Here is a 21,190-nt window from a genome sequence, read left to right as displayed (position 1 = left end):
ATGAGCGTTCCACTCGCCCGCACCGATATCTTCCCCGCGTCGCCCGCGCTGAGGGATCAGCGTGGCCGGCCGCTGCACGATCTGCGCATATCGGTGATGGACCGCTGCAACTTTCGCTGTACCTATTGCATGCCCGAGTCGATCTATGGCGACCACTACACCTTCCTGGACAACCAGCAACGGTTGAGCTTCGACGAGATCGAGCGGCTGTGCCGCATCGCCGCGTCGCTCGGCGTCAGCAAGCTGCGACTGACCGGCGGCGAACCGCTGCTGCGCCCGAAGCTGCACGAGCTGGTGGCGCGCCTGCGCGGGATCGACGGCATCACCGACCTGGCGATGACCACCAACGGCGTACTGCTGGGACGCCATGCCACCTCGCTGCGCGAGGCCGGGCTGGACCGGGTGACGGTGAGCCTGGATACGCTGGACCCGGCGCTGTTCCACCGCATGAGCGGTGGTCGTGGCGCACTGGACGAGGTGCTGGCAGGCATCGAAGCGGCGCAGGCGGCCCGTTTTCCCGGCGGGATCAAGTTGAACACGGTGGTGCAGCGCGGCGTCAACGACCACACGGTGCTCGACCTGGTGCAGCGTTTCCGTGGCAGCGGCATCGTGCCGCGCCTGATCGAATACATGGACACCGGCAACCGCAACGGCTGGCGCCGCGATGCGGTGGTGCCATCGGCCGAGCTGATCGCGGCCATCGACGCGCGCTGGCCACTGGATCCGCTGCCGCCCCGTTGCGAAGGCGAGGTGGCCACACGCTTCCGCTTCCGCGACGGGCAGGGCGAGATCGGCGTGATCTCCTCGATCAGCGAACCGTTCTGCGGCGATTGCTCGCGGGCACGGTTGTCGTCCGAAGGCTCGCTCTACACCTGCCTGTTCGCGGCACAAGGCACCGACCTGCGCCGCCTGCTGCGCGACGCCAGCAACGACGAGGCCTTGCGCGAACGCCTGCGCCACACCTGGCTTCGCCGCAACGACCGTTACAGCGAGGAACGCAGGGAGCACCGCCTGCGCGCCGTGCGCAAGATTGAAATGCATTACATCGGTGGCTGACTTCCCCCCACGCACTCCTGTCCGAGGACGCCCATGACCGTTGCCGCACAAACGCTTTCCCACGTCGATGACGCGAACCGGCCGGCGATGGTCGATGTCGGTGCCAAGGCGGTGACCCGGCGCACCGCGCAGGCGTTGGCGCGGGTGCGGTTTCCGCCCGAGGTCGCCGCGCAATTGCATCGCGCCGGCCATGTCACGGCCAAGGGCGCGGTGCTCACCGTGGCCAACATCGCCGGCGTGATGGGCGCCAAGGCCACCGCGCAGCTGATACCGCTTTGCCACCCGCTGGCGCTGGACCGCTGCCACATCGACATCACCATGCAGGGCGACGACGCACTGATTGCGTGCTCCGTGGCCTGCCAGGGGCGAACCGGCGTGGAGATGGAGGCGCTCACCGGCGCCAGCGTCGCCGCGCTCACCATCTACGACATGTGCAAGGCGCTGTCGCACGACATCGTGATCGCCGAGATCCGCCTGCTGGCCAAGACCGGCGGCAAGCGCGATGTCGACCACAGCGCGGAAACATCCGCATGAGCGCCGCGCCACTCCACGGCCTGTTGTTGTGCGGCGGTGCCAGCCGTCGCATGCGGCGCGACAAGGCGCAACTGCACTACAGCGGCGAGCCGCAACTGCTGCGCGCATGGCGCTTGCTGACGGCGTTCACCGAACGCGCCTTCGTTTCCGTGCGCGACAGCCAGCACGACGAGCCATTGCGCGCCAGCCTGCCGCAACTGATCGATACGTACGACGCGGTCGGCCCGGTGGCCGGCATCCTTTCGGCGCACGATGCCTTCCCGGAAGCCGCCTGGCTGGTGATCGCCTGCGACCTGCCATTGCTGGATGAAACCACGCTGCGCACGCTGATCGCCGCACGCGATCCGGCGAAGGAAGCCACCGCCTTCGCCAGCCGCTTCGACGGCCTGCCCGAGCCGCTGTGCACGCTGTGGGAGCCACCGATCCACCAGCGGCTCAAACAACGCCATGAGGCCGGCAGCTATTGCCCGCGCAAGGTGCTGATCCAGGCCGACATTCGCTTGCTGCCGCCGCCTGGCAACACGCTGGACAACATCAACACGCCGCAGGAATTCGAACAGATGCAACGCCAGTTGGAGGTGCTTTCATGAGCCGGATCACCGTGCAGTACTACGCCCAGTTGCGCGAACAGGCGGGCGCCAGCATCGAACAGATCGATACCGCGGCGGCCACGCTGCGCGACCTCTACGACGAACTGTGCGGCCGGCACGGCTTCACGCTTCCTACCGACGCGCTCAAGGTGGCGGTGAATGTCCGCTTCAGCGATTGGGGCAGGGCGGTCGACGACGGCGACACCATCGTCTTCATTCCACCGGTGGCCGGCGGATGACGCGCTTCACGCTCGCCACCGAACCCGTCGACGTCGCCACCTTGCGTGACGCCCTCAAGCATTCCGGCAGCGGCGGCTTTTGTTCTTTCGAAGGCTGGGTACGCAACAACAACGAAGGGCGCGAAGTCAGCGGCCTGGCCTATGAGGCCTATGCCGAGCTGGCCATCAGCGAAGGCGAACGCGTGGTGGACGAGGCCGTGGCACGCTACGGCGTGCTGGCCGCCCACTGCGTGCACCGGGTGGGCGACCTGAAGATCGGCGACCTGGCGGTGTGGATCGGCGTGTCCGCCGCGCATCGCGACGAAGCGTTCCGGGCCTGCCGCTACATCATCGACGAGATCAAGCACCGGTTGCCGATCTGGAAGAAAGAGCACTACATCGATGGCGATACCGCCTGGGTTGCCTGCACGCACGCGGCACATGTCGAAGCAGACGACCATCCAGACGGCCACTCGCACGAGGGTCACCTACGCGTGCCATCCACCTTCATGCCCGACTATTCGCGCCAGACCCGGCTGCGCGAGGTTGGCGATACCGGCCAGGGGAAACTCGCCGCGGCCCGCGTGCTGGTGATCGGTGCGGGTGGGCTGGGTTGCCCGGTCATCAGCTACCTCGCCGGCGCGGGCGTGGGCACGCTGGGGATCGTCGACGACGATGTACTGGAGGCCAGCAACCTGCATCGCCAGGTGATGTACGACGCGCGCGATATCGGTCAGCGCAAGGTCGATCTGGCGGCGCGCCGGGTGGCGGCGCTCAATCCTGTCGTGAAAGTGCAGACCTTCGCCGAGCCCCTGCGTGCGGACACCATTGCGGACGTGTTCGCGCAGTTCGACCTGGTGGTCGAATGCACCGATGACCTGGGCAGCCGCTATCTCGCCAACGATGCCGCCGTGCTCACCGGCACGCCCCTGATCCTCGCCAGCGTCTACCAGTACGAGGGCCAGCTCCAGGTGGTCAGCGCGCTCCCCGGCCACGCCTGCCTGCGCTGCCTGTGGCCCGAGCCACCCTCACCAGCCCTGGCCGGGAGCTGCGCCGAGACCGGTGTACTGGGTCCGGTGCCCGGAGTGCTCGGCACCCTGCAGGCGATGGAGGCGCTGAAGCTGCTGCTTGGTCTGCCTGGCGCCGGCGATCCGTCACTGCAACTGGTCGACCTGCTCGAAGGCACCCGCCAACGCCTGCCCGTCGATGTGGGCAGCGGCTGCTCCCTGCATGGTGGCTGCACGGTCGTGGCACAACGGGCACTCGATACCGCCATGGTGGATATCGATCGCCGTTTCGACGAGCTGGCTGATGCGGTGGCCCGTGGTTTCGTGGTCGTCGACGTGCGCGACGCGGACGAAATCGATGCGTCACCGCTACCGGTCGCGTCGCCATGCATCCCCGCCAGCGAGATCGCCAGGTGTCCGCTCGGTCCCTTCCACGGCGACGTGCTGCTGGTATGCGCCAGTGGCAAGCGCAGCCACCATGCCGCGCGGCAACTGCGTCAGCGCGGCGTCGAAGCGTACTCGCTGGTTGGCGGCCTGAACGCGCTGCGCGACAGCGCCGTATGCGCATGATCGGAGCGTTTGGACGGCCATGATCTCCTACCGCGACGCCATCGAACGCCTGCTCGCGCCGCTGTCGGTCCTGCCATCGGAAACCTGCGCGCTCACCGATGCCACCGGCCGCGTGCTTGCCGATACGGTAACCAGCCCGTTGGCCTTGCCGTCCTTCGATCACGCAGCCATGGACGGCTACGCGCTGAAGGCGGGCGCGTCGTCGCACGGCGGTTCCGAGCATCACGTCCACGGTTCGCAGGCGGCGGGCGACGGCGGCCACATCGCGGGATCGGGTGTCTGCGAAATCATGACCGGCGCCCGACTGCCGCAGGGATTCGACGCGGTGATCGCGGTGGAGCGCACCGAGATGCTGCAGGCGCGGCCTGATGGCGCGCCACATCGCATCCGGCTGCTCGATGACATCGCGCACGGTCGGAACGTGCGGCGGATGGGCACGGACGTGCCGCGTGGTGCGAACGTGCTGGCCGCGGGGACGTGCATCGAGCCGGCGCAGATCATGTTGCTGGCGGCGCTGGGTGTCGCCCACGTCGCCGTGGTCCGTCGTCCGCGCGTGGCGATCATCTGCACTGGCAAGGAATTGCAGACCGGTCCGCCCGCACCCTTGCGCGATGGCCAGATCCACAACTCCAACGGCCCGTACCTGACGGCGGCGCTCCAGCGCGCGGGCGCCGACGTGGTGTCTTGCGAAACGGTCGACGACACGGTGCACCCGTACCTGGAAGCCTTGCAGCGCGCCGTCGAGGCGGGCGTCGACCTGGTGATCAGCACCGGTGCGGTATCCATGGGCCGATACGACTTCGTGCCTGCAGCACTGCGCCACTTTGGCGCGCAGGTGCTGTTCCACAAGGTCGCAATGCGTCCGGGCAAACCCCTGCTCGCTGCGCGCCTGCACACCGGCCCACTGGTGCTTGGCTTGCCGGGCACGCCGATGGCGGTGGCCGTCGGCGCCCGTTTCTTCGTGGCGCCCGTGCTGCGTGCGATGGGCGGGCAGGGCAGTGAGCCAACCCTTCGCGCCGTGCTGGCTTCGCCGCAGCACCCCAAACCCGGGTTGCGCCATTTCCTGCGCGCCACGCTGTGGCTGGACGATCGCGGCCAGCTGCAGGCACGCCCCGTCGAGCGACAGGAGCCGTTTCGCATCCAGCCTTTTGCAAACGCCGACGCCTGGATCGTGCTGGATGAGCAGGCCGGCGACTGCGCTGCCGGCATGCCGGTGAAGATCGCCAGTCTTGAGCTGGCGACACCGCTGTGCCTGAGCGCCGGACCAGACTTCAGCCCGTAACGTCTGCTGTTCGCGAGTCCGCGTGGATGCGCCCTTCGCGGATCTCCAGCACGTGTTCGCCCAGTGCCTCCACGTCGGATGGGTCGTGGGTAATCATCAGCATCTGCAGGCCCAGCCGCGATTGCAGCGCGAGCAGATGCTCGCGCATGCGTGCGCGCAACGGTGGGTCCAGCGCGGCGAAGGGTTCGTCCAGCAACAGCAGCTGAGGGTCCGGCGCCAGCGCGCGCGCCAATGCCACGCGCTGCTGCTGTCCGCCGGAAATCTGCCAGGGGTAGCGATCGGTGAGGTCATCCAGCTCGAACGCCGCCAGCCAATGCCGCGCCGCGTCGGGCAAGGAACGACGCGACGGATTGCGCCAGCCCGCGCCAAGGCCGAACGCCACGTTCTGGCCCACGGTGAGATGGGGAAACAGCGCGTAGTCCTGAAACAGATAGCCCACCCGACGCGCCGGGGCGGGCAGGCAGATGTGTTGGTCGGTATCGAACCAGGTCTGGCCATGCACCGCGATGCGGCCTTGATCGGGCGTGATCAGTCCCGCGATGGCGCGCAGGGTGAGACTCTTGCCCGAGCCGGACGGTCCGTACAGAACGATGCGCGCATGCTCCGAGCGAAACCGCACGTCCAGCGAAAACGGTCGATGCGGGCCAGCCAGCGTGTGGCGAATGTCGACGTCGATCACCATGCTCAAACCACCCGCTGCGGGGCATGCCCCCGGGTGAGTCGACCGGCCAGCAACAGCACCACGATGCAGGTGAGCGAGGCGACGACCACCAGGGTATTGGCGCCGGCTTCATCACCGGCTTCGATCGCCGAATAGATCGCCACCGACAACGTCTGCGTGCGTCCGGGCAGATTGCCGGCGATCATCAAGGTGGCGCCGAACTCGCCCAGCGCCCGCGCAAAAGCCAACAGGGCGCCGGCCACGATGCCGCGCGATGCCAACGGCAGCGAGACCCGGAAGAACACCGCCAGTCGCGACAAACCCAACACCCGCGCCGCGCTTTCCAGCTGCGGATCGACACTCTCGAACGCCGCCCTGGCAGCCTTGTGCACCAGTGGAAACGCCGCCAGGGTGGAGGCGATCACCGCGCCCTGCCAGGTGAACACGGGGTTGATCCCCCAATGCTCCAGCCACGCGCCGAACGCCCCGCGCCGGCCCAGCAGCACCAGCAGGTAGTAACCCAGCACGGTCGGCGGCAACACCAGCGGCAGGGTGAACATCGCATCCAGCAGAGGGCTCAGTCGCGATCGCCAGCGCGACAGGGCGAACGCGGTGGCCACGCCCAGCAGCAGGTTCAGGCCGGTCGCCCACAGCGCCACTTTCAGCGACAGCAACAACGGCTGCCAGATATCCGGTGCCATCAGTGCGGTTTCAGGAAACCGTACTTCGCCAACAGGGCCTGCCCGTCAGCGGAAAGTACGAAGTGCTGGAACGATCGCGCTGCGGACGCATGCGCGGCCTGCGCCACGATCGCCATGGGATAGGTGATCGGCGTGGGCGAATCCAGCCGCAAGGCGATCCGCACCCGCTCGCGCGCCATCGCCGCATCGGTGGCATAGACGAAACCCGCATCCACTTCGCCACGGCGGACGTAGTCGAGGCATTGGCGCACGTTCTGCGCCAGTACCGCCCGCGACTCAAGCGCACCGGCAAGCCCCGCATCTTCAAGGACGCGCCGCGCGTAACGTCCCGCCGGCACCGAGGCGGGGTTGCCCCAGGCGACGCGCTTGAACGTTGGCCCGAGCAGATCCTTCAGCGCGTCGACGCGTGCGTGGCTGGAGGAGGGCACGATCAACACCAGCTGGTTGGCCGCGAAATCGACGCGGCTGCCGGCGCTCAGCACACCCTGCGCCTGCGCGCGATCCATCGCCGTCTGGTCCGCCGAGGCGAACACGTCCACCGGCGCGCCCTGCACGATCTGGCGCATCAAGGTATCGGACGAGGCAAAGTTCAACACCACATGCGTTTCGGGATGGACGGCCTCGTAGGCGCGCGCCACCTCCTGGAAGGCGTTGGTGAGGCTGGACGCCGCGGAAACCACCAGATCCGCTGCGAAGGCGGTAGCGCTGATGCACGCCATCGGCAGCACGAAAAGCAGCGCGAGGCATCGACGCCTGGTTTGTTTCATGCGGCCATCCCGTTTGAATGTCGTTGAATATATATCCCCCGGAATGTGCGGTCATCCGCGCTCGCGATGGCATGCATGTCGCGGCGGCGGCGGTGTGGCGCGTTGTCACGCCGGCCGCTTTTTTCGTGCGGATTTGACGGCCGTCAAACGGCATCACCCGGACCGCGCAGAGACTGCTCCCCATCCACAAGGGAGCATGGTGATGAAGGTGAAGCACAAGGTTCTTTCGGCAAGCTGCCTGCTGGCAGTGGGCATGCTGACGTTGCCCGCGCACGCGGCAACAACCGATGCAGCAGCGACCCCACTGCAACTGGAATGGGATATGCGCGCCCGCCACGAGCAGGTCGACAACGACGCCTTCAGTCGTGACGCACGCGCCGATACGCTGCGCCTGCGGTTGGGCCTGCGCGCCAGTTTCGGCGATGGCTGGAGCGCACTGCTGGAAGGAGCCGGCGTGGCCAGCGCGGGCAACGACTACAACAGCGGTGCAAACGGACGCACGCGTTATCCCGGCATCACCGATCCTCGCGGCAGCGAGCTCAACCAGGCCTGGCTTGCCTGGCAGGGTGACACTTTCGGTGTGACCGCCGGGCGCCGCCGCCTGCTGCTGGACAACCAGCGCTGGGTGGGCAACAGCGGCTGGCGTCAGCACGAACAAACCTTCGACGGCATCGGCGTGCAATGGCAACCGGCCAGCGGCTGGACCCTGCGCTACGACTGGCTCGATCGCGTGCATCGCGTGGCCGGTCGCGACGCGTTGAACCCGCAGGCCCGCGAACGCCGGCTCGACACCCATCTGCTCAACGCCGGTTACGTGCACGGCAAACAACAGTGGAGCGGCTACACCTACCTGCATGACGACCGCGATGTGGCCGCTGCCTCCAGCGTGACCTCGGGTCTGCGCTGGACCGGCAAGCCCGCCGCGACCGATGGCGGTTTCGGCTGGGCACTGGAAGCGGCGCAGCAACGCGATTACGCCAACAACCCGCAATCGTTTGTCCACACCTACTGGCTGGCGGAGCCGTCGTGGACGCAGTACGGCGTCACCGCGAAGCTGGGCTGGGAGCACCTCGGTGGCAACGGTCACCACGCCTTGCAAACGCCGCTGGGGACGCTGCATGCGTTCAACGGCTGGGCCGACCAGTTCAACGTGACGCCGGCCGGCGGGCTGGATGATCGCTACGTCGCGTTCAACGGCAACCTCGGCCAGCACGGCGTTGCGGCGCGGCTCGGTTGGGTGGTGGGCTGGCATGACTATCGCGCCACGCATCGCACGGACGGCGACAGGCATTACGGCAGCGAGTGGAATGCGTCGCTGTCCGCGCCTTTGACAGACGGGCTCAGTGCGCTGGTGAAGGTGTCCGATTACCGTGCCGATGGTTTCGGTCGCGACGATGCGCGGCTGTGGTTGCAGCTGGAATGGCATGGGAGGCAACCCCTGCTGCGTTGACCCAGATCAACGCGCGGCCGTGGCCATGCCGTTGCAATGACGGCATGGCTTTCTTCCCGAACCGATCCGCTGTCGCCTCGCCGGTTGCCGCGCCTGTCGACGAACTCGACCTGCGCGCGCTGCCCATGCCCGAACCGATGGAACGCGCGCTGGCCGCCGCCGACGCGCTGCCACCCGGCGGCGCGCTAAGCGTGCTCACCCCGTTCATGCCGCTGCCGTTGCTGGAGGTGTTGGCCGAACGTGGCCTGCACGCCGAGGCGGAGCTGCTGCCCGACCAAGGTGCGCGCGTGTGGATTCGTCGCCCCGATCCGCATGGCCCGGCTGACGATTGAGCGGGCGCCTGCGCCCGCCTTGCCGCGACGTTTCCTGCTTTGCATGCCGTGGTGGGGCATGTTCGCGGGGCTGTTGCTGATCCTCGATGGCGACGCGCTGCTGCGCTCACGCTGGAACCCGGGCACGCTGGCGCTGGTGCATGTGTTCACGCTCGGCGTGCTGGGCAACGCGATGTTCGGCAGCGTGCTGCAGTTCCTGCCCGCAGCCGCCGGCGTGCAAGTGCGCGGGCTGCGCTGGGGCAGGTGGCTGCACGGCTTGTTCAATCTCGGCAGCGTGTTGCTGGTGGTCGGTCTGCATCATCACTGGCGCTTTGCGCTGGGTGCTGCCGGCGTGGTGTTGCCCGCAAGTTTCCTGCTGCTGGCCGGCATGACCTTGCCCGGTTTGCTGACCGCGGCTGCACAACATTTGTTGCGGGCGGGTTTCGTCGTGGCTTTGTTTGGCGCGGTCTTTACGGCACTACTGGGCGGCGGCCTCACGCTGGCGTTGGGCGGCTGGCTGACATGGCCGGCGTTGGCGCTGACCGACGTGCATGCCAGTTGGGGTGTGCTGGGTTGGGTGGTGGTGCTGATCGCCACGGTATCGCGCGTGGTGATGCCGATGTTCCAGGGCACCGGCACGCTGCCTTCGGCCGTCCAGACGGCCTGGCTGGTCGGCGTGGTGATCGGCCTGCCGCTGGCGGCTGCATGGCGCCTGCAGCAGGGCGACAACATTGGCCTGCGGCTGATGCTTGGCGTGTTCGGCGCGCTGCTGGCGGCGGCGCTGCTGTGGTTGCAATGGCGTGCGCCGCGACCGCGACGCGGCCCCTTGCTGCATGGCTGGCGCGCGGGACTGAGCGTACTGCTGCTGGCATCGCTGGCACTGCTGCTTGGCGACGGCCGCCTTGCCGCGGCGCTAGGCGTGGGTATCGCGTTGCCGCTGCTGGTGGCGTGCATGGCGATGGAGATCGTGGCGTTCATCGGCTGGATCGAGTTGCACCGCCACTGCGGCCGCGGCGTGCAGGTGCCCGGCGTGCAACGGCTGCTGCCGGACAGCGACAAGCACCGGGCGCTGCTGGCGCATGTGCCGTTGCTGCTGTTGCCGGCGGTGGTGCTGTGGCCGTCGCCATGGCTGGCACGGCTTGCCGGCGCGGCGGTCGTGCTGGCGTGGCTGGGTGTGTGGCTGGCGATGCGTGGCGTACACCGCCGTGCCCGCGGTTTCGTGTCGAGTCGAGAGGTGTCAACGATGGAGAACAATGCATGAGTACTTCAATGCCGCTGGTCTATTCCTGCTCGGGCTGTTCCAGCGCCGCGCAGATGGCCAACGATCTTGCGCTGAAACTGGATCGCGAAGGCGTTGCGGAAATGTCCTGCATCGCCGGCGTCGGTGGCGGCGTCACCGGGCTGGTGCGCACCGCGCAAAGCGGCCGCCGCATCCTGGCGCTGGATGGCTGCGTACTTAAATGCGCCTCGGCCTGCCTGGCCAATGCTGGCGTGGTGGCCGATACGCATCTGGTGCTGTCCGACTATGGCGTCAAGAAGCGCAAGCACGCCGACTTCGATCCGGGGGAAGCGCAACACGTCTACGTCAACAACGTATTGCCGGCGGCGCATGCGTTGGCCGTGGCGGCGGGGCACGTCATCGACGCCACCGATTGACGCAGGGCGCGCATGCTTGCCGCGTTGTTGATGTGGGTCAAGGCAACACCCTGCGAATCGCGGCGATGATGCGCGCCATCATGCCCACTGCCAATTTTTTGCCACAGCCATCCAAACGCTTCGCGCCGCGACTGCTGCGCTTGCTGCCGCCGCCACGGCGTCTGCAGCCGGTGCTGCGCATCGTCGTGCCACAACGCTGGCAACGCGCATGGCTGGAGGCGGCCATGGCGCGCGTGCTGGCCACGCCGATACACGACGGTTCACTCGACTTCATGCGCGGGCGCAAACTCGCCATCGAAGTGACCGACCTGGGCCTGCGCTGGGTGCTGACCCTGCGTGGCGATCGCCTGGGCGTCGTCGATGAAGAGCCCGAGGCCAGCGTGCGCGGCAGCGCCACCGATCTGTTGCTGCTGGCCAGCCGACTGGAAGACGCCGATACGCTGTTCTTCCAGCGCGCATTGGTGCTTACCGGTGATACCGAACTGGGCCTCACCGCGCGCAATCTGCTCGAACGGCTGCCGTGGGAATCGGTGCCGCTGGGCCTGCGTATCGCGCTGAACCGGGGCGCGCGATTTGCCCGCAGCGCCCGCGCCGCCCATCGCTGCGAAGCTGTCTGACATCCACCGTTCCCCCTGTTGGCGAAACGCATGACCGTGACTGACACCTTGCCCGTGCCCGCCTGGCGCGATGACTTGCCACTCGAATACGCAGCATTGGTCGAACGCCTGGAACCCTTGCTGCCGTGTCTGGAGGTGCCGATGCACCTGCCGTGGATCGACGCCATCAACGCGCTGAAACAGCAGCGTGGCGCAGTGATCATGGCGCACAGCTACCAGTCGCCGGAGATCTTCCACGGCGTGGCCGACATCACCGGCGACTCGCTGGGCCTGGCCCAGGCGGCGGCCGATTGCGATGCGGAGCTGATCGTGGTGTGCGGCGTGCACTTCATGGCCGAGAGCGCCAAGATCCTGGCGCCCGGCAAGACCGTGCTGATTCCGGATCTGGAAGCCGGCTGCTCGCTGGCCTCGTCGATCACCGCTGCCGATGTGCTGGCCTTGCGTGCGCAGCATCCGGGCGTGCCGGTGGTCAGCTACGCCAACACCTCCGCCGCGGTGAAGGCGGAGTCCGATGTCATCTGCACCTCGGCCAATGCGGTGCAGGTGGTGGAATCGCTGGGCGTGCCCAAGGTGATCTTCCTGCCCGATGAATTCCTCGGGCGTCATGTCGCCGGCCAGACCAAGGTCGAGCTGGTGCTGTGGCATGGCCGCTGCGAGGTGCACGAGAAGTTCACCGCGCAGCAGGCGCGGCATGCACGCGAGCAATTCGATGCGAAGCTGGTGGCGCACCCGGAATGCCCGCCCGAGGTGCTGGCCGAAGCGGATTTCGTCGGCTCCACCACGGCGATGGGCAAGTGGCTGGAACGCGAGAAGCCAGCGCGGGTGGCGATGATCACCGAGTGCTCCATGGCCGACAACCTGCGCGCGCAGTTTCCCACCACGCAGTTCATCAAGCCGTGCAACCTGTGCCCGCACATGCAGCGGATCACCCTGCAGAACATCTACGCCTGCCTGCGCGACCTGCAACACGCCATCGAGATTCCCGCCGATGTCAGCGCACGAGCGCGCGCCGCGCTGCAACGCATGCTGGCGGTGGGTCGGCGCGAAAGCGTGTGAAACATCCGCGCGCACCCATCGTGGTGATCGGCGGCGGCGTGGCCGGGCTGGCCACGGCGCTGGCGGCGGCGCCGGCGCCGGTGCGCCTGTTGTGCCGCGCCATCGACGGCACCGGCAGTGCCAGCGCGCTGGCCCAAGGCGGCATCGCGGCCGCGCTCGACCCGGCCGACAGCCCGCTGGCGCACACCGAGGACACGCTGGTAGCCGGTGCCCATCACAACAACGTGGCCATGGTCCGCTGGCTGTGCGCGCAGGCGCCCGAAGCGATCGCCTGGTTGCAGGCGCAAGGCGTGGCGTTCGACCGTGACGCGGGCGGCGCGCTGAAACTGGGCCGCGAGGGTGGTCATCGGGTGGCGCGCATCGTCCATGCCGGTGGCGATGCCAGCGGTGCGGTGCTGTTGCGGGCCTTGCTGGCCAAGGCGCAATGCGCCGCACATATCCAGTGGCGCGGTGGGCTCGATGCCGATGCCTTGCTGCTGCGCGACGGCGCGGTGTGTGGCGTGCGCGCCATCGACGGGCAGGGGAGGCAGCACGTGATCGAGGCCTCGGCGGTGGTGCTGGCCACCGGCGGCATCGGTGCGCTGTTCGCATGCACCAGCAATCCATCCGGCGCCGATGGCAGCGGGTTGGCACTGGGCATGGCGGCCGGCGCGCGTACACGCGACCTGGAGTTCGTGCAGTTCCATCCCACCGCGCTGGACGTGCCCGGCGCACATTGCCTGCCGCTGATCACCGAAGCCCTGCGCGGCGCCGGCGCGCGCCTGCGCGATGCCGGCGGCCGCTTGCTGATGGAAGGCCTGCATCCGCTGGGCGACCTTGCGCCGCGTGACGTGGTGGCGCGGCGCGTGTGGCAGGCCCGGCGCGATGACGGCCGCGTATGGCTTGACGCCAGTACGATCACGGCCGAGTGGGAGAGCGCTTTCCCCACCGTGCTGGCGGCCTGCCTGAGACACGGCATCGACCCGCGTCGACAACCGATTCCGGTGACGCCTGCCGCCCACTTCCACATGGGTGGCCTGGTGGTGGATGGCGATGGCCGCACCAGTGTCCCCGGCTTGTACGCGGCGGGTGAGGTGGCCTGCAACGGCGTGCACGGCGCCAACCGCCTGGCCAGCAACTCGCTGCTGGAAGGCATCCTCTGCGGCCGCCGTCTCGGTGCCGTGCTGGCGGCAACGCCGGCGGTCGTCGGACGCGGGGAACACCGCTGGGCGGAACGCGGCAGCGCGCTGGCGGCAACCGATCTGTCCCGTCTGCGCGACCTGTTGTGGCAAGCCGCCGGGCCGGTGCGTCGAACCGAGTCGCTGCGCCATTACCTGTTGCAGCTGATGGCATGGCAAGGACAGGGCTGGCAGGCGCGGCTGGCGCAATCGCTGCTGGACGCGGCCCTGCAACGCCATGAAAGCCTCGGCGCCCACTACATCGCAGCACCCGAAATGGACGTCTGAACGTCCAGTCGTTGACCTCCCACACCCACAGGCCTGCCCATGTCGACACCTGCCACACCCGCATCGCGCCCCTCGACCATGGGCGAGGAAATCGCCAACAGCATCAGCCACGGGCTGGGCGTGCTGCTGGCGATCGTGGGTTTGCCGATCCTGGTGGTCAACGCGGTGCGCATCGGCAGCACGGCGGCGATGGTGGGAGCGGCGGTATTCGGCGGCAGCGCCATCCTGCTGTACATGGCCTCGACCCTTTATCACGCGGTCTCCCACGTGCGTGCCAAGGCCTGGCTGCAACGCCTCGACTACGGCGCCATCTACCTGCTGATCGCCGGCACCTACACCCCCATTGCGCTGGGCGTATTGCGCAACAGCTGGGGACTGGCGCTGCTGGCGGTGATCTGGAGCCTGGCCTTGCTGGGGCTGGTATTCAAACTGCTGGTGGGCGCGCGCTTCGAGCGGCTGTCCACCGCGCTGTACGTGGGCATGGGCTGGATGGCCCTGATCGCCATCCGCCCGCTATGGCAAAACATGCCCGCTGCCGGGTTGACGTTGCTGTTCGCTGGCGGTGCCGCCTACACGCTGGGCGTGGTGTTCTTCCTGCTGCACGAACGGCTGCGCTACAGCCACTTCATCTGGCACCTGTTCGTACTCGCCGGCACCGGCTGCCACTATTTCACGGTGCTGGGTTATGCGTTTTAAGTAGGGTGCTGGCTCAAGCAGGCAGGTACCGGCAAAACTGGCATCATCCAGCATCGAGCCACACCATTGACCGAGAAGATCCCATGAAACATCGCTTGCCCCGTTTGCTGCGTACCCTCGTCCTGGGCGCGGCCCTGTCACCTGTTGCCGCCGTGGCCATGACCAGCGCCATCGAGGTCTACCACGACCCCTCGTGCGGCTGCTGCGTCAACTGGATTCGCTACATGGAATCGCAGGGCTACACCGTCAACTCGCACGAAGATCCGGCCATGGCCGCCGTCAAGACCCGTCTGGGCGTGCCGGCCGACGCTGCGTCCTGCCACACCGCGAAAATCGGCGGCTACGTGATCGAAGGCCACGTCCCCGCGGAAGACATCCAGCGCCTGCTCACCGAACACCCCGACGCGCGCGGCCTGGCCGCACCCGGCATGCCGATGGGTTCACCCGGCATGGAAATGGGCGCGCCGCAGCACTACGACGTGATGCTGATCGGCAAGGATGGAACCACGCGGGTGTTTGCCAGCCACGGGCCGAAGGCTTGAGCGCCGGCCAGCGCGCGGTTATTGGTGTATCGGGACAGAGAAGTGATGTTCGCATCACGCGGAACTAACTCGGTGTTCTCCGTGCAAAATGACCCCGGCCCTTCAGCTATGTCGGGGGCTTGGACTTAAGCAGAAGGAATCCGCACAGCGGGTTTACATCCGGTTGAGCGAGCAGTCATGCCAAATTGCACGGGCGCAGCGTACCGGGCAGGCTCGCGGGCAGCCAACGACCACGACGAATGCGCTGCTGGACGAATTGTTTGTACGCCTCAGGCTCGGGAGCAGTGAGCCGTGCGTGACGCTTGTGATTGCAGAATGCGCAGGCTGCAACGATATTGACTGAAGACGCAGTACCACCCATAGACCTTGGGATAAGGTGCTCCGCTGTGCATTGGAGTTGAAGCGCTTGTCTTCGCGAAAGGCCGTATTTGGCGGCAAACGACACTACGTTGTTTGACCACATTGGGAGGCCGCAGTAGAAGCAGCGGAAGCTTTGGTGGTACGCAGCGATTGCTCGCGCGCGAGCAAGTGACTTGCACATGGCATGGACTCCAGAGGAAAAATGAAGTCCCGCATGTCTTTAGGATCAGAGGCGGGCACCGGCCGGTATTGGCATCGGTGACTGACCGAATTGCTCGGACCAGCTCTGCTCTCGCAGCGACTCGACGTTAGTGCAACGACACGCTCGCATCAAGCGCTTTGCTTCGAAGGCACGACGTTTGGGTTGATCGGCGGCGTAACCATCCGCTTGGACAAGTAGCTCGACGGTTGCGACACGCTCGCGCGGGTGACAACGACAACCAAGACAAATGCGCCACGCGAAACTGCTCTGCTTGGCGTGTCCGGACCCCGTCGTGCCCGGCCTGGCGCAACACGCCTTGCCACATACGGCCAACCTTCAACTAATGGAAACAGCCTGCTCAGCCACCACCGGCCGCATCCCCGGCTCGCCATGCCAGTAGCCATTGCGGGCGCCGATGCGCGGTGGTGGCGATGGGGAGCGACGGACGAGGTGGTAGTGGTCGACGATGTCGGCCATGCCTTCGGCCTGGGGATACAAGCGCAGCACGTCGACGCCGAGTTCGCGCAGTTGCAGGATTTCGGGGCCGAGGTCGGTCACTTCCTCGCCCTGGATCTGGATGCCGTTGATGCGCAGGAAGGGGCGTCCCTCGCGGGTGGCCAGCGGCATGCCGTCGGGGTATTCGATGCAGCGGAAGTCGCATTGGTCCTTGGCCACGTCCAGGGCGCGGGCGGTGAAGCAGCGTGCGGAATAGGCCAGGGGCAGGCGGCCGAACGCGATCACCTCGAGTTCGGGCATGGGTTGTTCCTCGGTCTGCATCGCGTCGCGCAGTTCGCGCAGCAGGGTGTAGCCCTGTTCCACGCCGGGCACCCAGCGGCGCAGGCCGTCGTCCATCAGCATGGTCAGCGCGTGGTGGTTGTAGATGTTGAGCGTGGGGCCGGCCACGAACGGCATGCCGCGCTCGCGGCACAACTGCACGGCGGAGAGATCGTTCGCCTCGATCCAGCAGCCGCCCTCGTCGATCAGCCGCTGCAGCACGCCCAGTTCGGACTCGGCCTCGATCAATGCCAGCGACGACAGCACGATCTGCTTGCCGCTTTCGGCCAGCTCCGCGGCCAGCGCAATCCAGTCGCGCGTGCCCAGCTCGCGGCGTTTGCTGCACACCGTCTCGCCCAGATAGATGATGTCCAGTGGCCAGCCGGCGGCTTCGCGATAGAACGCCAGCGTGCGTTCGCGTGGCCAGAAATATTGCAGCGGGCCCAGGCTCAGTTTCATCGTCGTCATCGGTTCAATGCCAGGAGCGGTGATAGGGGCCGAGCGTGGTCTGGTGACCCTCGGCGTGGCGGGACAGTGACGATTGCCACTCCGACTGCAGTTTCCACGCGGCGGGCGCGGCGCCGTGGCGGTCCAGCGCCTCGCGCCAGGTGCGGGTGACGGATGCCACATAGGCGACGCCACGTTGGCGGCCTTCGATCTTCAATGCGGCGACGCCGGCCTGCGCCAGGCGCGGCAGCAGCTCCAGCGTGTTGAGGCTGGTGGGCTCCTCCAGCGCGTGGAAGATCTCGCCGCCGACGTCGAAGCGGCCCTTGCACACGGTCGGGTAGCCGGCCGGTTCGGCGGGCTCGAACTTGTCCATCAGCACCTGGTTCAGGCGCACGCTGCGGCGGCCGTCGTCGTGCTCCTCCCAGCGCACGAAACTGGCGGGCGAACACACGCCGTGCCGGTTCGGCGAGGCGCCGGTGACATAGCTGGAGAGCTGGCAGCGACCCTCGACCATGATGCAGAGGCTGCCAAACGCGAACACCTCGATCGGCACCGGCGAGCCTTCGCACAGGCGCTCCACCTGCTGGATCGACAGCACCCGCGGCAGCACCGCGCGACTGATGCCGAAGCGCTCGTACGCGTAGCGCAACGCCGGCGCGGTGGTGGCCGAACCCTGCACGGACAGATGCCGCTTCAGCGACGGATGCCTGCGCGTGGCGTAATCGAGCACCGCCATCTCGGCCGCGATGATCGCGTCGCAACCGAACTCCGCCGCCTTGTCCACCGCCGTGTACCACTGCTGCAGCCGCGCGCTGTCGGGGTAGGTATTCAATGCGAGGTACACCTGTCGCCCGCGCTGGTGCGCGTAGGCGATGCCCGCGCGCAGTTCCTCGTCGCTGAAGTTGAGGCCGGGGAAGGCACGCGCGTTGGTCTGGTCGCGGAAACCCGCGTAGACCGCATCGGCGCCGGCATCGATTGCCGCTTGCAGCGCGGGCAGGTTGCCGGCAGGACAGACCAGTTGCATAAGCACCTCGATACCGTGAATTCGGCGCGCATCGTGGCGGTTGTTCCGGATGGCTGTGTTGATGTGGATCAGCTCAACGCGTGTCCGCGCCATCCCGCCTGCATCGAATTGATCAGAATCAACTCCTCGCCGATACCTGCAGACCATGCTTTCAACACCCACCAGGCGGGAGTCCATCATGCGTGGCATCTTTTCCATGGAGGCGGGCCGGACTGGCACAGGCCGGGGGACCGCATATCGCACGCGATGTGGTTGCATCCGGTCAGGGTTGCCATCAAGGATGATTTGATCCACAAGAACCGTATAAGCGAAGCTGCTCAAATCAACGGGGGAAATACCCGTAGCCGTCGCGTCACCACTTGAACGTCGCCCTGAAACCCCTTGCCAAAGAGCATCCCGATGAACTGGAACAACACCACCCACCGCTACGGCTCGCTGTCGATCAGCCTGCACTGGCTGATGCTGGCGCTGCTGATCGGCGTATACGCCTGCATCAACCTGCACGAACTGGCGCCGCGCGGCAGCGACTTGCGCGCGGATCTCAAGACCTGGCATTTCATGCTTGGGCTGACGGTGTTTGCGCTGGTGTTCCTGCGCCTGGCGGTTCGCTTCGTCACACCGTCGCCGCAGATGAATCCGCAGATAGCGGCGTGGCAGCGACATTTCGCGCACCTGATGCACGGCGCCTTGTACGCGTTCCTGATCCTGATGCCGGTGCTTGGCTGGCTCACGTTGAGTGCCGAGGGCAAGGTGATCCCGTTCTTCGGACTGGAGCTGCCTGCGCTGATCGGGCCGGACAAGGCGTTGGGCAAATCGATCGAGGACATCCACACCACGATCGGCACCGTCGGCTACTACCTCATCGGCCTGCACGCGGCGGCGGCGCTGTATCACCACTATTTCGTGCAGGACGACACCTTGCGCCGGATGCTGCCGCTGCGCAAAAGATCCTGAGGTATATGTCCGCGCGTCCAGGCGACGTTCGACCGCAGCCAGCAACATTCCTGCATGGTGCCGAAAATGTGCGGCATGGTGTCGCGGTGGATGTCAGCGTGCGCGACGGGAACGGCGCCACACTGCATGCCAGCGGCGGTTCCTGAACACGCGCGCCGCCACGGGGCGAGGGCATTGACGTGGGTCAGCCGTCATCCGCGCCTGGTGCACTAGCATCATTTCATCCGCGGCATTCATGCCGCATGCCGGAGTACTCCACATGAAACTCGTGAAGTCGGTTCTTGCGTTGGCCTGTGGCCTCGGCCTCGCTGTTTCGGTACAGGCAACACCGCAGCACGCGCATGGCGATGTTGCGCACGCGGCTGCACATGGCGCCGCACACGACACCGTGCCGGTGCCGGCGCAACGCTGGACACCCGATGCGCCATTGCGCGAAGGCATCCGGCGGGCACACGTTGCGGTCGACCAGCTGAGTCATCATGAAAAAGGCCACATGAGCGATTCGATGGCCGTCGATCGTGCGACGGAGGTGGAGCAGGCGGTGATATTCATGTTTGCCAATTGCAAACTGAGCGCCGAGCCTGACGCTGCCTTGCACGGCATCCTGGTGCCCTTGCTCGCCGCCGCCCAGTCGCTGAAGGCCGACCCGAAGAACGTCGGGTCGGTGGCGGAAATGCGCGAAGCGCTCTCCAGCTATCCGCGCTATTTCAACGACCCGGGTTGGGACAAGCCGGCGGCGGCCGATACGCAGGACTAGCGGTGAGGCCGTTGCGTCAGCGCGGCGGAACAGTCGCCTGCAATGCCGCCCACAGCGCATCCACGCGCGCCTCCACGGCGGCATCCGGCACGATCGGCCGGCTCCAGGCGCGCGTGGTTTCAGACGGCCATTTGTTGGTGGCGTCAATGCCGAGCTTGGAGCCGAGCCCCGCCACCGGGCTGGCGAAATCGAGATAGTCGATGGGGGTGTTTTCCACCAGCATCGCATCGCGCGCCGGGTCCACCCGCGTCGACACCGCCCAGATCACCTGCGACCAGTCGCGCACATCGATGTCGTCATCCACCACGATCACGAACTTGGTGTAGGTGAACTGGCGCAGATACGACCACACGCCCATCATGATGCGCCGCGCATGGCCGGCGTACTGCTTGCGGATGCTGACCACGGCAATGCGGTACGAGCACGCCTCCGGCGGCAGGAAGAAGTCGACGATCTCGGGAAACACCTTCTGCAGGATCGGCACGAAAACATCGTTCAAGGCCATCGCCAGCACCGACGGTTCGTCGTGCGGCGCGCGGCCCATGTAGCTGCCGTGGTAGATCGCATCGCGGCGCAAACGCATGCGTTCGATGGTGAATACCGGGAAATGATCCTGCGCGTTGTAGTAGCCGGTGTGGTCGCCGAACGGGCCTTCCAGCGCGGTGTCGTCTGGATGGATGAAACCTTCCAGCAGGATCTCCGCGCCAGCCGGCGCGTCGAGCCCCGTCAATTCGCTATGCCATACCTGGGTGCGTTGACCGCGCAGCAGTCCCGCGAATTCGTACTCGGACAAGGTATCGGGCACCGGCGCCACGGCAGCGAGCAGGGTGGCCGGGTCCGCACCGATCGCCACCAGCACGGGGAAGGGTTGTTGTGGATGCGCGGCGCGCCAGTCGGCGTAATCCAGCGCGCCGCCGCGATGCGGCAGCCAGCGCATGATCACCCGGTTCGGCCCGATCACCTGCTGGCGGTAGATCGCCACGTTCTGCCGCGGCTTCCCGGTGCCGCGCGTCACCACCAGACCGAAGGTGATCAGCTTGCCGGCGTCGCCGGGCCAGCAATGCTGGATCGGCAGACGCGAGAGGTCGATGTCGGCACCGCGCAAGGTCTCCTCCTCGAACGCGGCGTCGCGAACCCGTCGCGGTGCCACGTGGGCGAGTTGCGCCAGCTCCGGCCAGGTGGACAAGGCCTGGCGCAGGCTGGATGGCCAGCGCGGCTCCTTGATCGCGGCAAGCAACTGGCCCAATTCGCGCAGCGAGGCCAGCGGCCGCCCGGCCAGTGCCAGCTCGATCCGTCGACGATGGCCAAACAGGTTGCCGAGCAGGGCGTGGTTCGATCCTGTCGGTTGCGTCATCAGCAGGGCAGGGCCGCCTTCGCGCAAGGCACGCAATGAGAGTGCGGTGGATTCCAGGTGCGGGTTCACCGGCGCGTCCACACGCTGCAGCAGACGCTCGCGTTCAAGCCTGCCAAGAAACGCGCGCAGGTCGTGGAAGCTCAACTCGGCACGCTCTGC

General features: G+C 66.9%; 25 protein-coding genes. 18 read left to right on the top strand and 7 right to left on the bottom strand.

Annotation, left to right across the window (positions count from 1 at the left end; all coding sequences use genetic code 11):
• From moaA to glp, 6 genes are read left to right on the top strand one after another with little or no spacing between them, the layout of a single operon-like run.
• Positions 1 to 1,056, top strand: a complete 1,056-nt coding sequence (moaA, locus tag ASD22_RS03570; RefSeq protein WP_056078979.1) for a GTP 3',8-cyclase MoaA — start codon at positions 1 to 3, stop codon at positions 1,054 to 1,056.
• Between the two features lie 33 nt (positions 1,057 to 1,089).
• On the top strand, positions 1,090 to 1,590 hold the full coding sequence (gene moaC, locus ASD22_RS03565; protein ID WP_056078974.1) for a cyclic pyranopterin monophosphate synthase MoaC: 501 nt from the start codon (positions 1,090 to 1,092) through the stop codon (positions 1,588 to 1,590).
• The gene (locus ASD22_RS03560) at positions 1,587 to 2,180 is read left to right on the top strand and encodes an NTP transferase domain-containing protein (RefSeq protein WP_056078971.1); all 594 of its coding nucleotides are present in this window, start codon (positions 1,587 to 1,589) and stop codon (positions 2,178 to 2,180) included. Before moaC ends, ASD22_RS03560 begins: the two co-directional genes overlap by 4 nt.
• Positions 2,177 to 2,419, top strand: coding sequence for a MoaD/ThiS family protein (locus ASD22_RS16905; protein WP_007080896.1), 243 nt, complete (start codon positions 2,177 to 2,179; stop codon positions 2,417 to 2,419). Before ASD22_RS03560 ends, ASD22_RS16905 begins: the two co-directional genes overlap by 4 nt.
• A complete protein-coding gene (locus ASD22_RS03550) occupies positions 2,416 to 3,975 on the top strand; it encodes a ThiF family adenylyltransferase (RefSeq protein WP_056078968.1) in 1,560 nt (519 codons plus the stop codon). The genes ASD22_RS16905 and ASD22_RS03550 overlap by 4 nt, the downstream gene beginning before the upstream one ends.
• Before the next feature lie 19 nt (positions 3,976 to 3,994).
• The gene (gene glp, locus ASD22_RS03545) at positions 3,995 to 5,257 is read left to right on the top strand and encodes a gephyrin-like molybdotransferase Glp (protein WP_056078965.1); all 1,263 of its coding nucleotides are present in this window, start codon (positions 3,995 to 3,997) and stop codon (positions 5,255 to 5,257) included.
• Here the strand turns inward: glp and ASD22_RS03540 are convergent.
• From ASD22_RS03540 to modA, 3 genes are read right to left on the bottom strand one after another with little or no spacing between them, the layout of a single operon-like run.
• Positions 5,247 to 5,939 carry an ATP-binding cassette domain-containing protein gene (locus ASD22_RS03540; RefSeq protein ID WP_056078961.1) on the bottom strand — a complete coding sequence of 231 codons (693 nt, stop codon included), beginning with the start codon at positions 5,937 to 5,939 and terminating at the stop codon, positions 5,247 to 5,249. The genes glp and ASD22_RS03540 overlap by 11 nt on opposite strands.
• A gap of 2 nt (positions 5,940 to 5,941) precedes the next feature.
• Positions 5,942 to 6,619, bottom strand: coding sequence for a molybdate ABC transporter permease subunit (modB, locus tag ASD22_RS03535; protein ID WP_056078958.1), 678 nt, complete (start codon positions 6,617 to 6,619; stop codon positions 5,942 to 5,944).
• Positions 6,619 to 7,338, bottom strand: coding sequence for a molybdate ABC transporter substrate-binding protein (modA, locus tag ASD22_RS03530; RefSeq protein WP_200946335.1), 720 nt, complete (start codon positions 7,336 to 7,338; stop codon positions 6,619 to 6,621). The genes modB and modA overlap by 1 nt, the downstream gene beginning before the upstream one ends.
• Before the next feature lie 250 nt (positions 7,339 to 7,588).
• On the opposite strand from modA, the gene ASD22_RS03525 reads away from it, so the two are divergent.
• The 9 genes from ASD22_RS03525 to ASD22_RS03485 all read left to right on the top strand — a co-directional run bounded on the left by ASD22_RS03525 (position 7,589) and on the right by ASD22_RS03485 (position 15,159).
• Complete coding sequence (locus tag ASD22_RS03525; RefSeq protein ID WP_056080898.1) at positions 7,589 to 8,836, top strand: alginate export family protein; 1,248 nt, start codon at positions 7,589 to 7,591, stop codon at positions 8,834 to 8,836.
• Between the two features lie 44 nt (positions 8,837 to 8,880).
• On the top strand, positions 8,881 to 9,168 hold the full coding sequence (locus tag ASD22_RS03520; RefSeq protein ID WP_056080895.1) for a DUF2249 domain-containing protein: 288 nt from the start codon (positions 8,881 to 8,883) through the stop codon (positions 9,166 to 9,168).
• Entirely contained in the window at positions 9,149 to 10,408 is a 1,260-nt protein-coding gene (locus tag ASD22_RS03515) for a hypothetical protein (RefSeq protein ID WP_056078952.1), read from the top strand. Before ASD22_RS03520 ends, ASD22_RS03515 begins: the two co-directional genes overlap by 20 nt.
• Complete coding sequence (locus ASD22_RS03510; RefSeq protein ID WP_056078949.1) at positions 10,405 to 10,803, top strand: putative zinc-binding protein; 399 nt, start codon at positions 10,405 to 10,407, stop codon at positions 10,801 to 10,803. The genes ASD22_RS03515 and ASD22_RS03510 overlap by 4 nt, the downstream gene beginning before the upstream one ends.
• An 80-nt stretch (positions 10,804 to 10,883) precedes the next feature.
• The gene (locus ASD22_RS03505; RefSeq protein ID WP_235577498.1) at positions 10,884 to 11,420 is read left to right on the top strand and encodes an SCP2 sterol-binding domain-containing protein; all 537 of its coding nucleotides are present in this window, start codon (positions 10,884 to 10,886) and stop codon (positions 11,418 to 11,420) included.
• A gap of 30 nt (positions 11,421 to 11,450) precedes the next feature.
• Positions 11,451 to 12,476, top strand: coding sequence for a quinolinate synthase NadA (gene nadA / locus ASD22_RS03500; protein WP_056078947.1), 1,026 nt, complete (start codon positions 11,451 to 11,453; stop codon positions 12,474 to 12,476).
• Positions 12,473 to 13,921 carry an L-aspartate oxidase gene (gene nadB / locus ASD22_RS03495; RefSeq protein WP_056078944.1) on the top strand — a complete coding sequence of 483 codons (1,449 nt, stop codon included), beginning with the start codon at positions 12,473 to 12,475 and terminating at the stop codon, positions 13,919 to 13,921. Before nadA ends, nadB begins: the two co-directional genes overlap by 4 nt.
• 39 nt (positions 13,922 to 13,960) lie before the next feature.
• Positions 13,961 to 14,617, top strand: a complete 657-nt coding sequence (locus tag ASD22_RS03490; RefSeq protein WP_056078941.1) for a hemolysin III family protein — start codon at positions 13,961 to 13,963, stop codon at positions 14,615 to 14,617.
• 83 nt (positions 14,618 to 14,700) lie between these two features.
• Complete coding sequence (locus ASD22_RS03485; protein WP_056078936.1) at positions 14,701 to 15,159, top strand: DUF411 domain-containing protein; 459 nt, start codon at positions 14,701 to 14,703, stop codon at positions 15,157 to 15,159.
• Positions 15,160 to 15,334: 175 nt separating this feature from the next.
• Here ASD22_RS03485 and ASD22_RS17080 read toward each other — a convergent pair whose 3' ends face one another.
• The 3 genes from ASD22_RS17080 to ASD22_RS03475 form a co-directional block, all read right to left on the bottom strand.
• Positions 15,335 to 15,622 carry an HNH endonuclease gene (locus tag ASD22_RS17080; RefSeq protein WP_255357411.1) on the bottom strand — a complete coding sequence of 96 codons (288 nt, stop codon included), beginning with the start codon at positions 15,620 to 15,622 and terminating at the stop codon, positions 15,335 to 15,337.
• 435 nt (positions 15,623 to 16,057) lie between these two features.
• Positions 16,058 to 16,954: a U32 family peptidase gene (locus tag ASD22_RS03480; RefSeq protein WP_056080893.1), complete on the bottom strand. Its 897-nt coding sequence runs from the start codon at positions 16,952 to 16,954 to the stop codon at positions 16,058 to 16,060.
• 13 nt (positions 16,955 to 16,967) lie between these two features.
• Positions 16,968 to 17,966 carry a peptidase U32 family protein gene (locus ASD22_RS03475; protein WP_056080890.1) on the bottom strand — a complete coding sequence of 333 codons (999 nt, stop codon included), beginning with the start codon at positions 17,964 to 17,966 and terminating at the stop codon, positions 16,968 to 16,970.
• Here ASD22_RS03475 and ASD22_RS16595 point away from each other — a divergent pair.
• The 3 genes from ASD22_RS16595 (at position 17,961) to ASD22_RS03465 (ending at position 19,677) form a co-directional block, all read left to right on the top strand.
• Positions 17,961 to 18,329 carry a hypothetical protein gene (locus ASD22_RS16595; RefSeq protein WP_156458932.1) on the top strand — a complete coding sequence of 123 codons (369 nt, stop codon included), beginning with the start codon at positions 17,961 to 17,963 and terminating at the stop codon, positions 18,327 to 18,329. The two genes, ASD22_RS03475 and ASD22_RS16595, sit on opposite strands and share 6 nt — an antisense overlap.
• A 36-nt stretch (positions 18,330 to 18,365) precedes the next feature.
• On the top strand, positions 18,366 to 18,920 hold the full coding sequence (locus ASD22_RS03470; RefSeq protein WP_056078935.1) for a cytochrome b: 555 nt from the start codon (positions 18,366 to 18,368) through the stop codon (positions 18,918 to 18,920).
• A 259-nt stretch (positions 18,921 to 19,179) separates the two neighbouring features.
• A complete protein-coding gene (locus tag ASD22_RS03465; protein WP_056078932.1) occupies positions 19,180 to 19,677 on the top strand; it encodes a hypothetical protein in 498 nt (165 codons plus the stop codon).
• 16 nt (positions 19,678 to 19,693) lie between these two features.
• Here ASD22_RS03465 and ASD22_RS03460 read toward each other — a convergent pair whose 3' ends face one another.
• Positions 19,694 to 21,175 carry a UbiD family decarboxylase gene (locus ASD22_RS03460; RefSeq protein ID WP_056078929.1) on the bottom strand — a complete coding sequence of 494 codons (1,482 nt, stop codon included), beginning with the start codon at positions 21,173 to 21,175 and terminating at the stop codon, positions 19,694 to 19,696.
• Positions 21,176 to 21,190 lie beyond the last annotated feature (15 nt).

The organism is Rhodanobacter sp. Root480 (assembly GCF_001426645.1).
GTDB classification, from domain to species: domain Bacteria; phylum Pseudomonadota; class Gammaproteobacteria; order Xanthomonadales; family Rhodanobacteraceae; genus Rhodanobacter; species Rhodanobacter ginsenosidimutans.
Note: the sequence above shows the minus strand (reverse complement) of the source record. Positions and strands in the feature narration are given on the sequence as shown.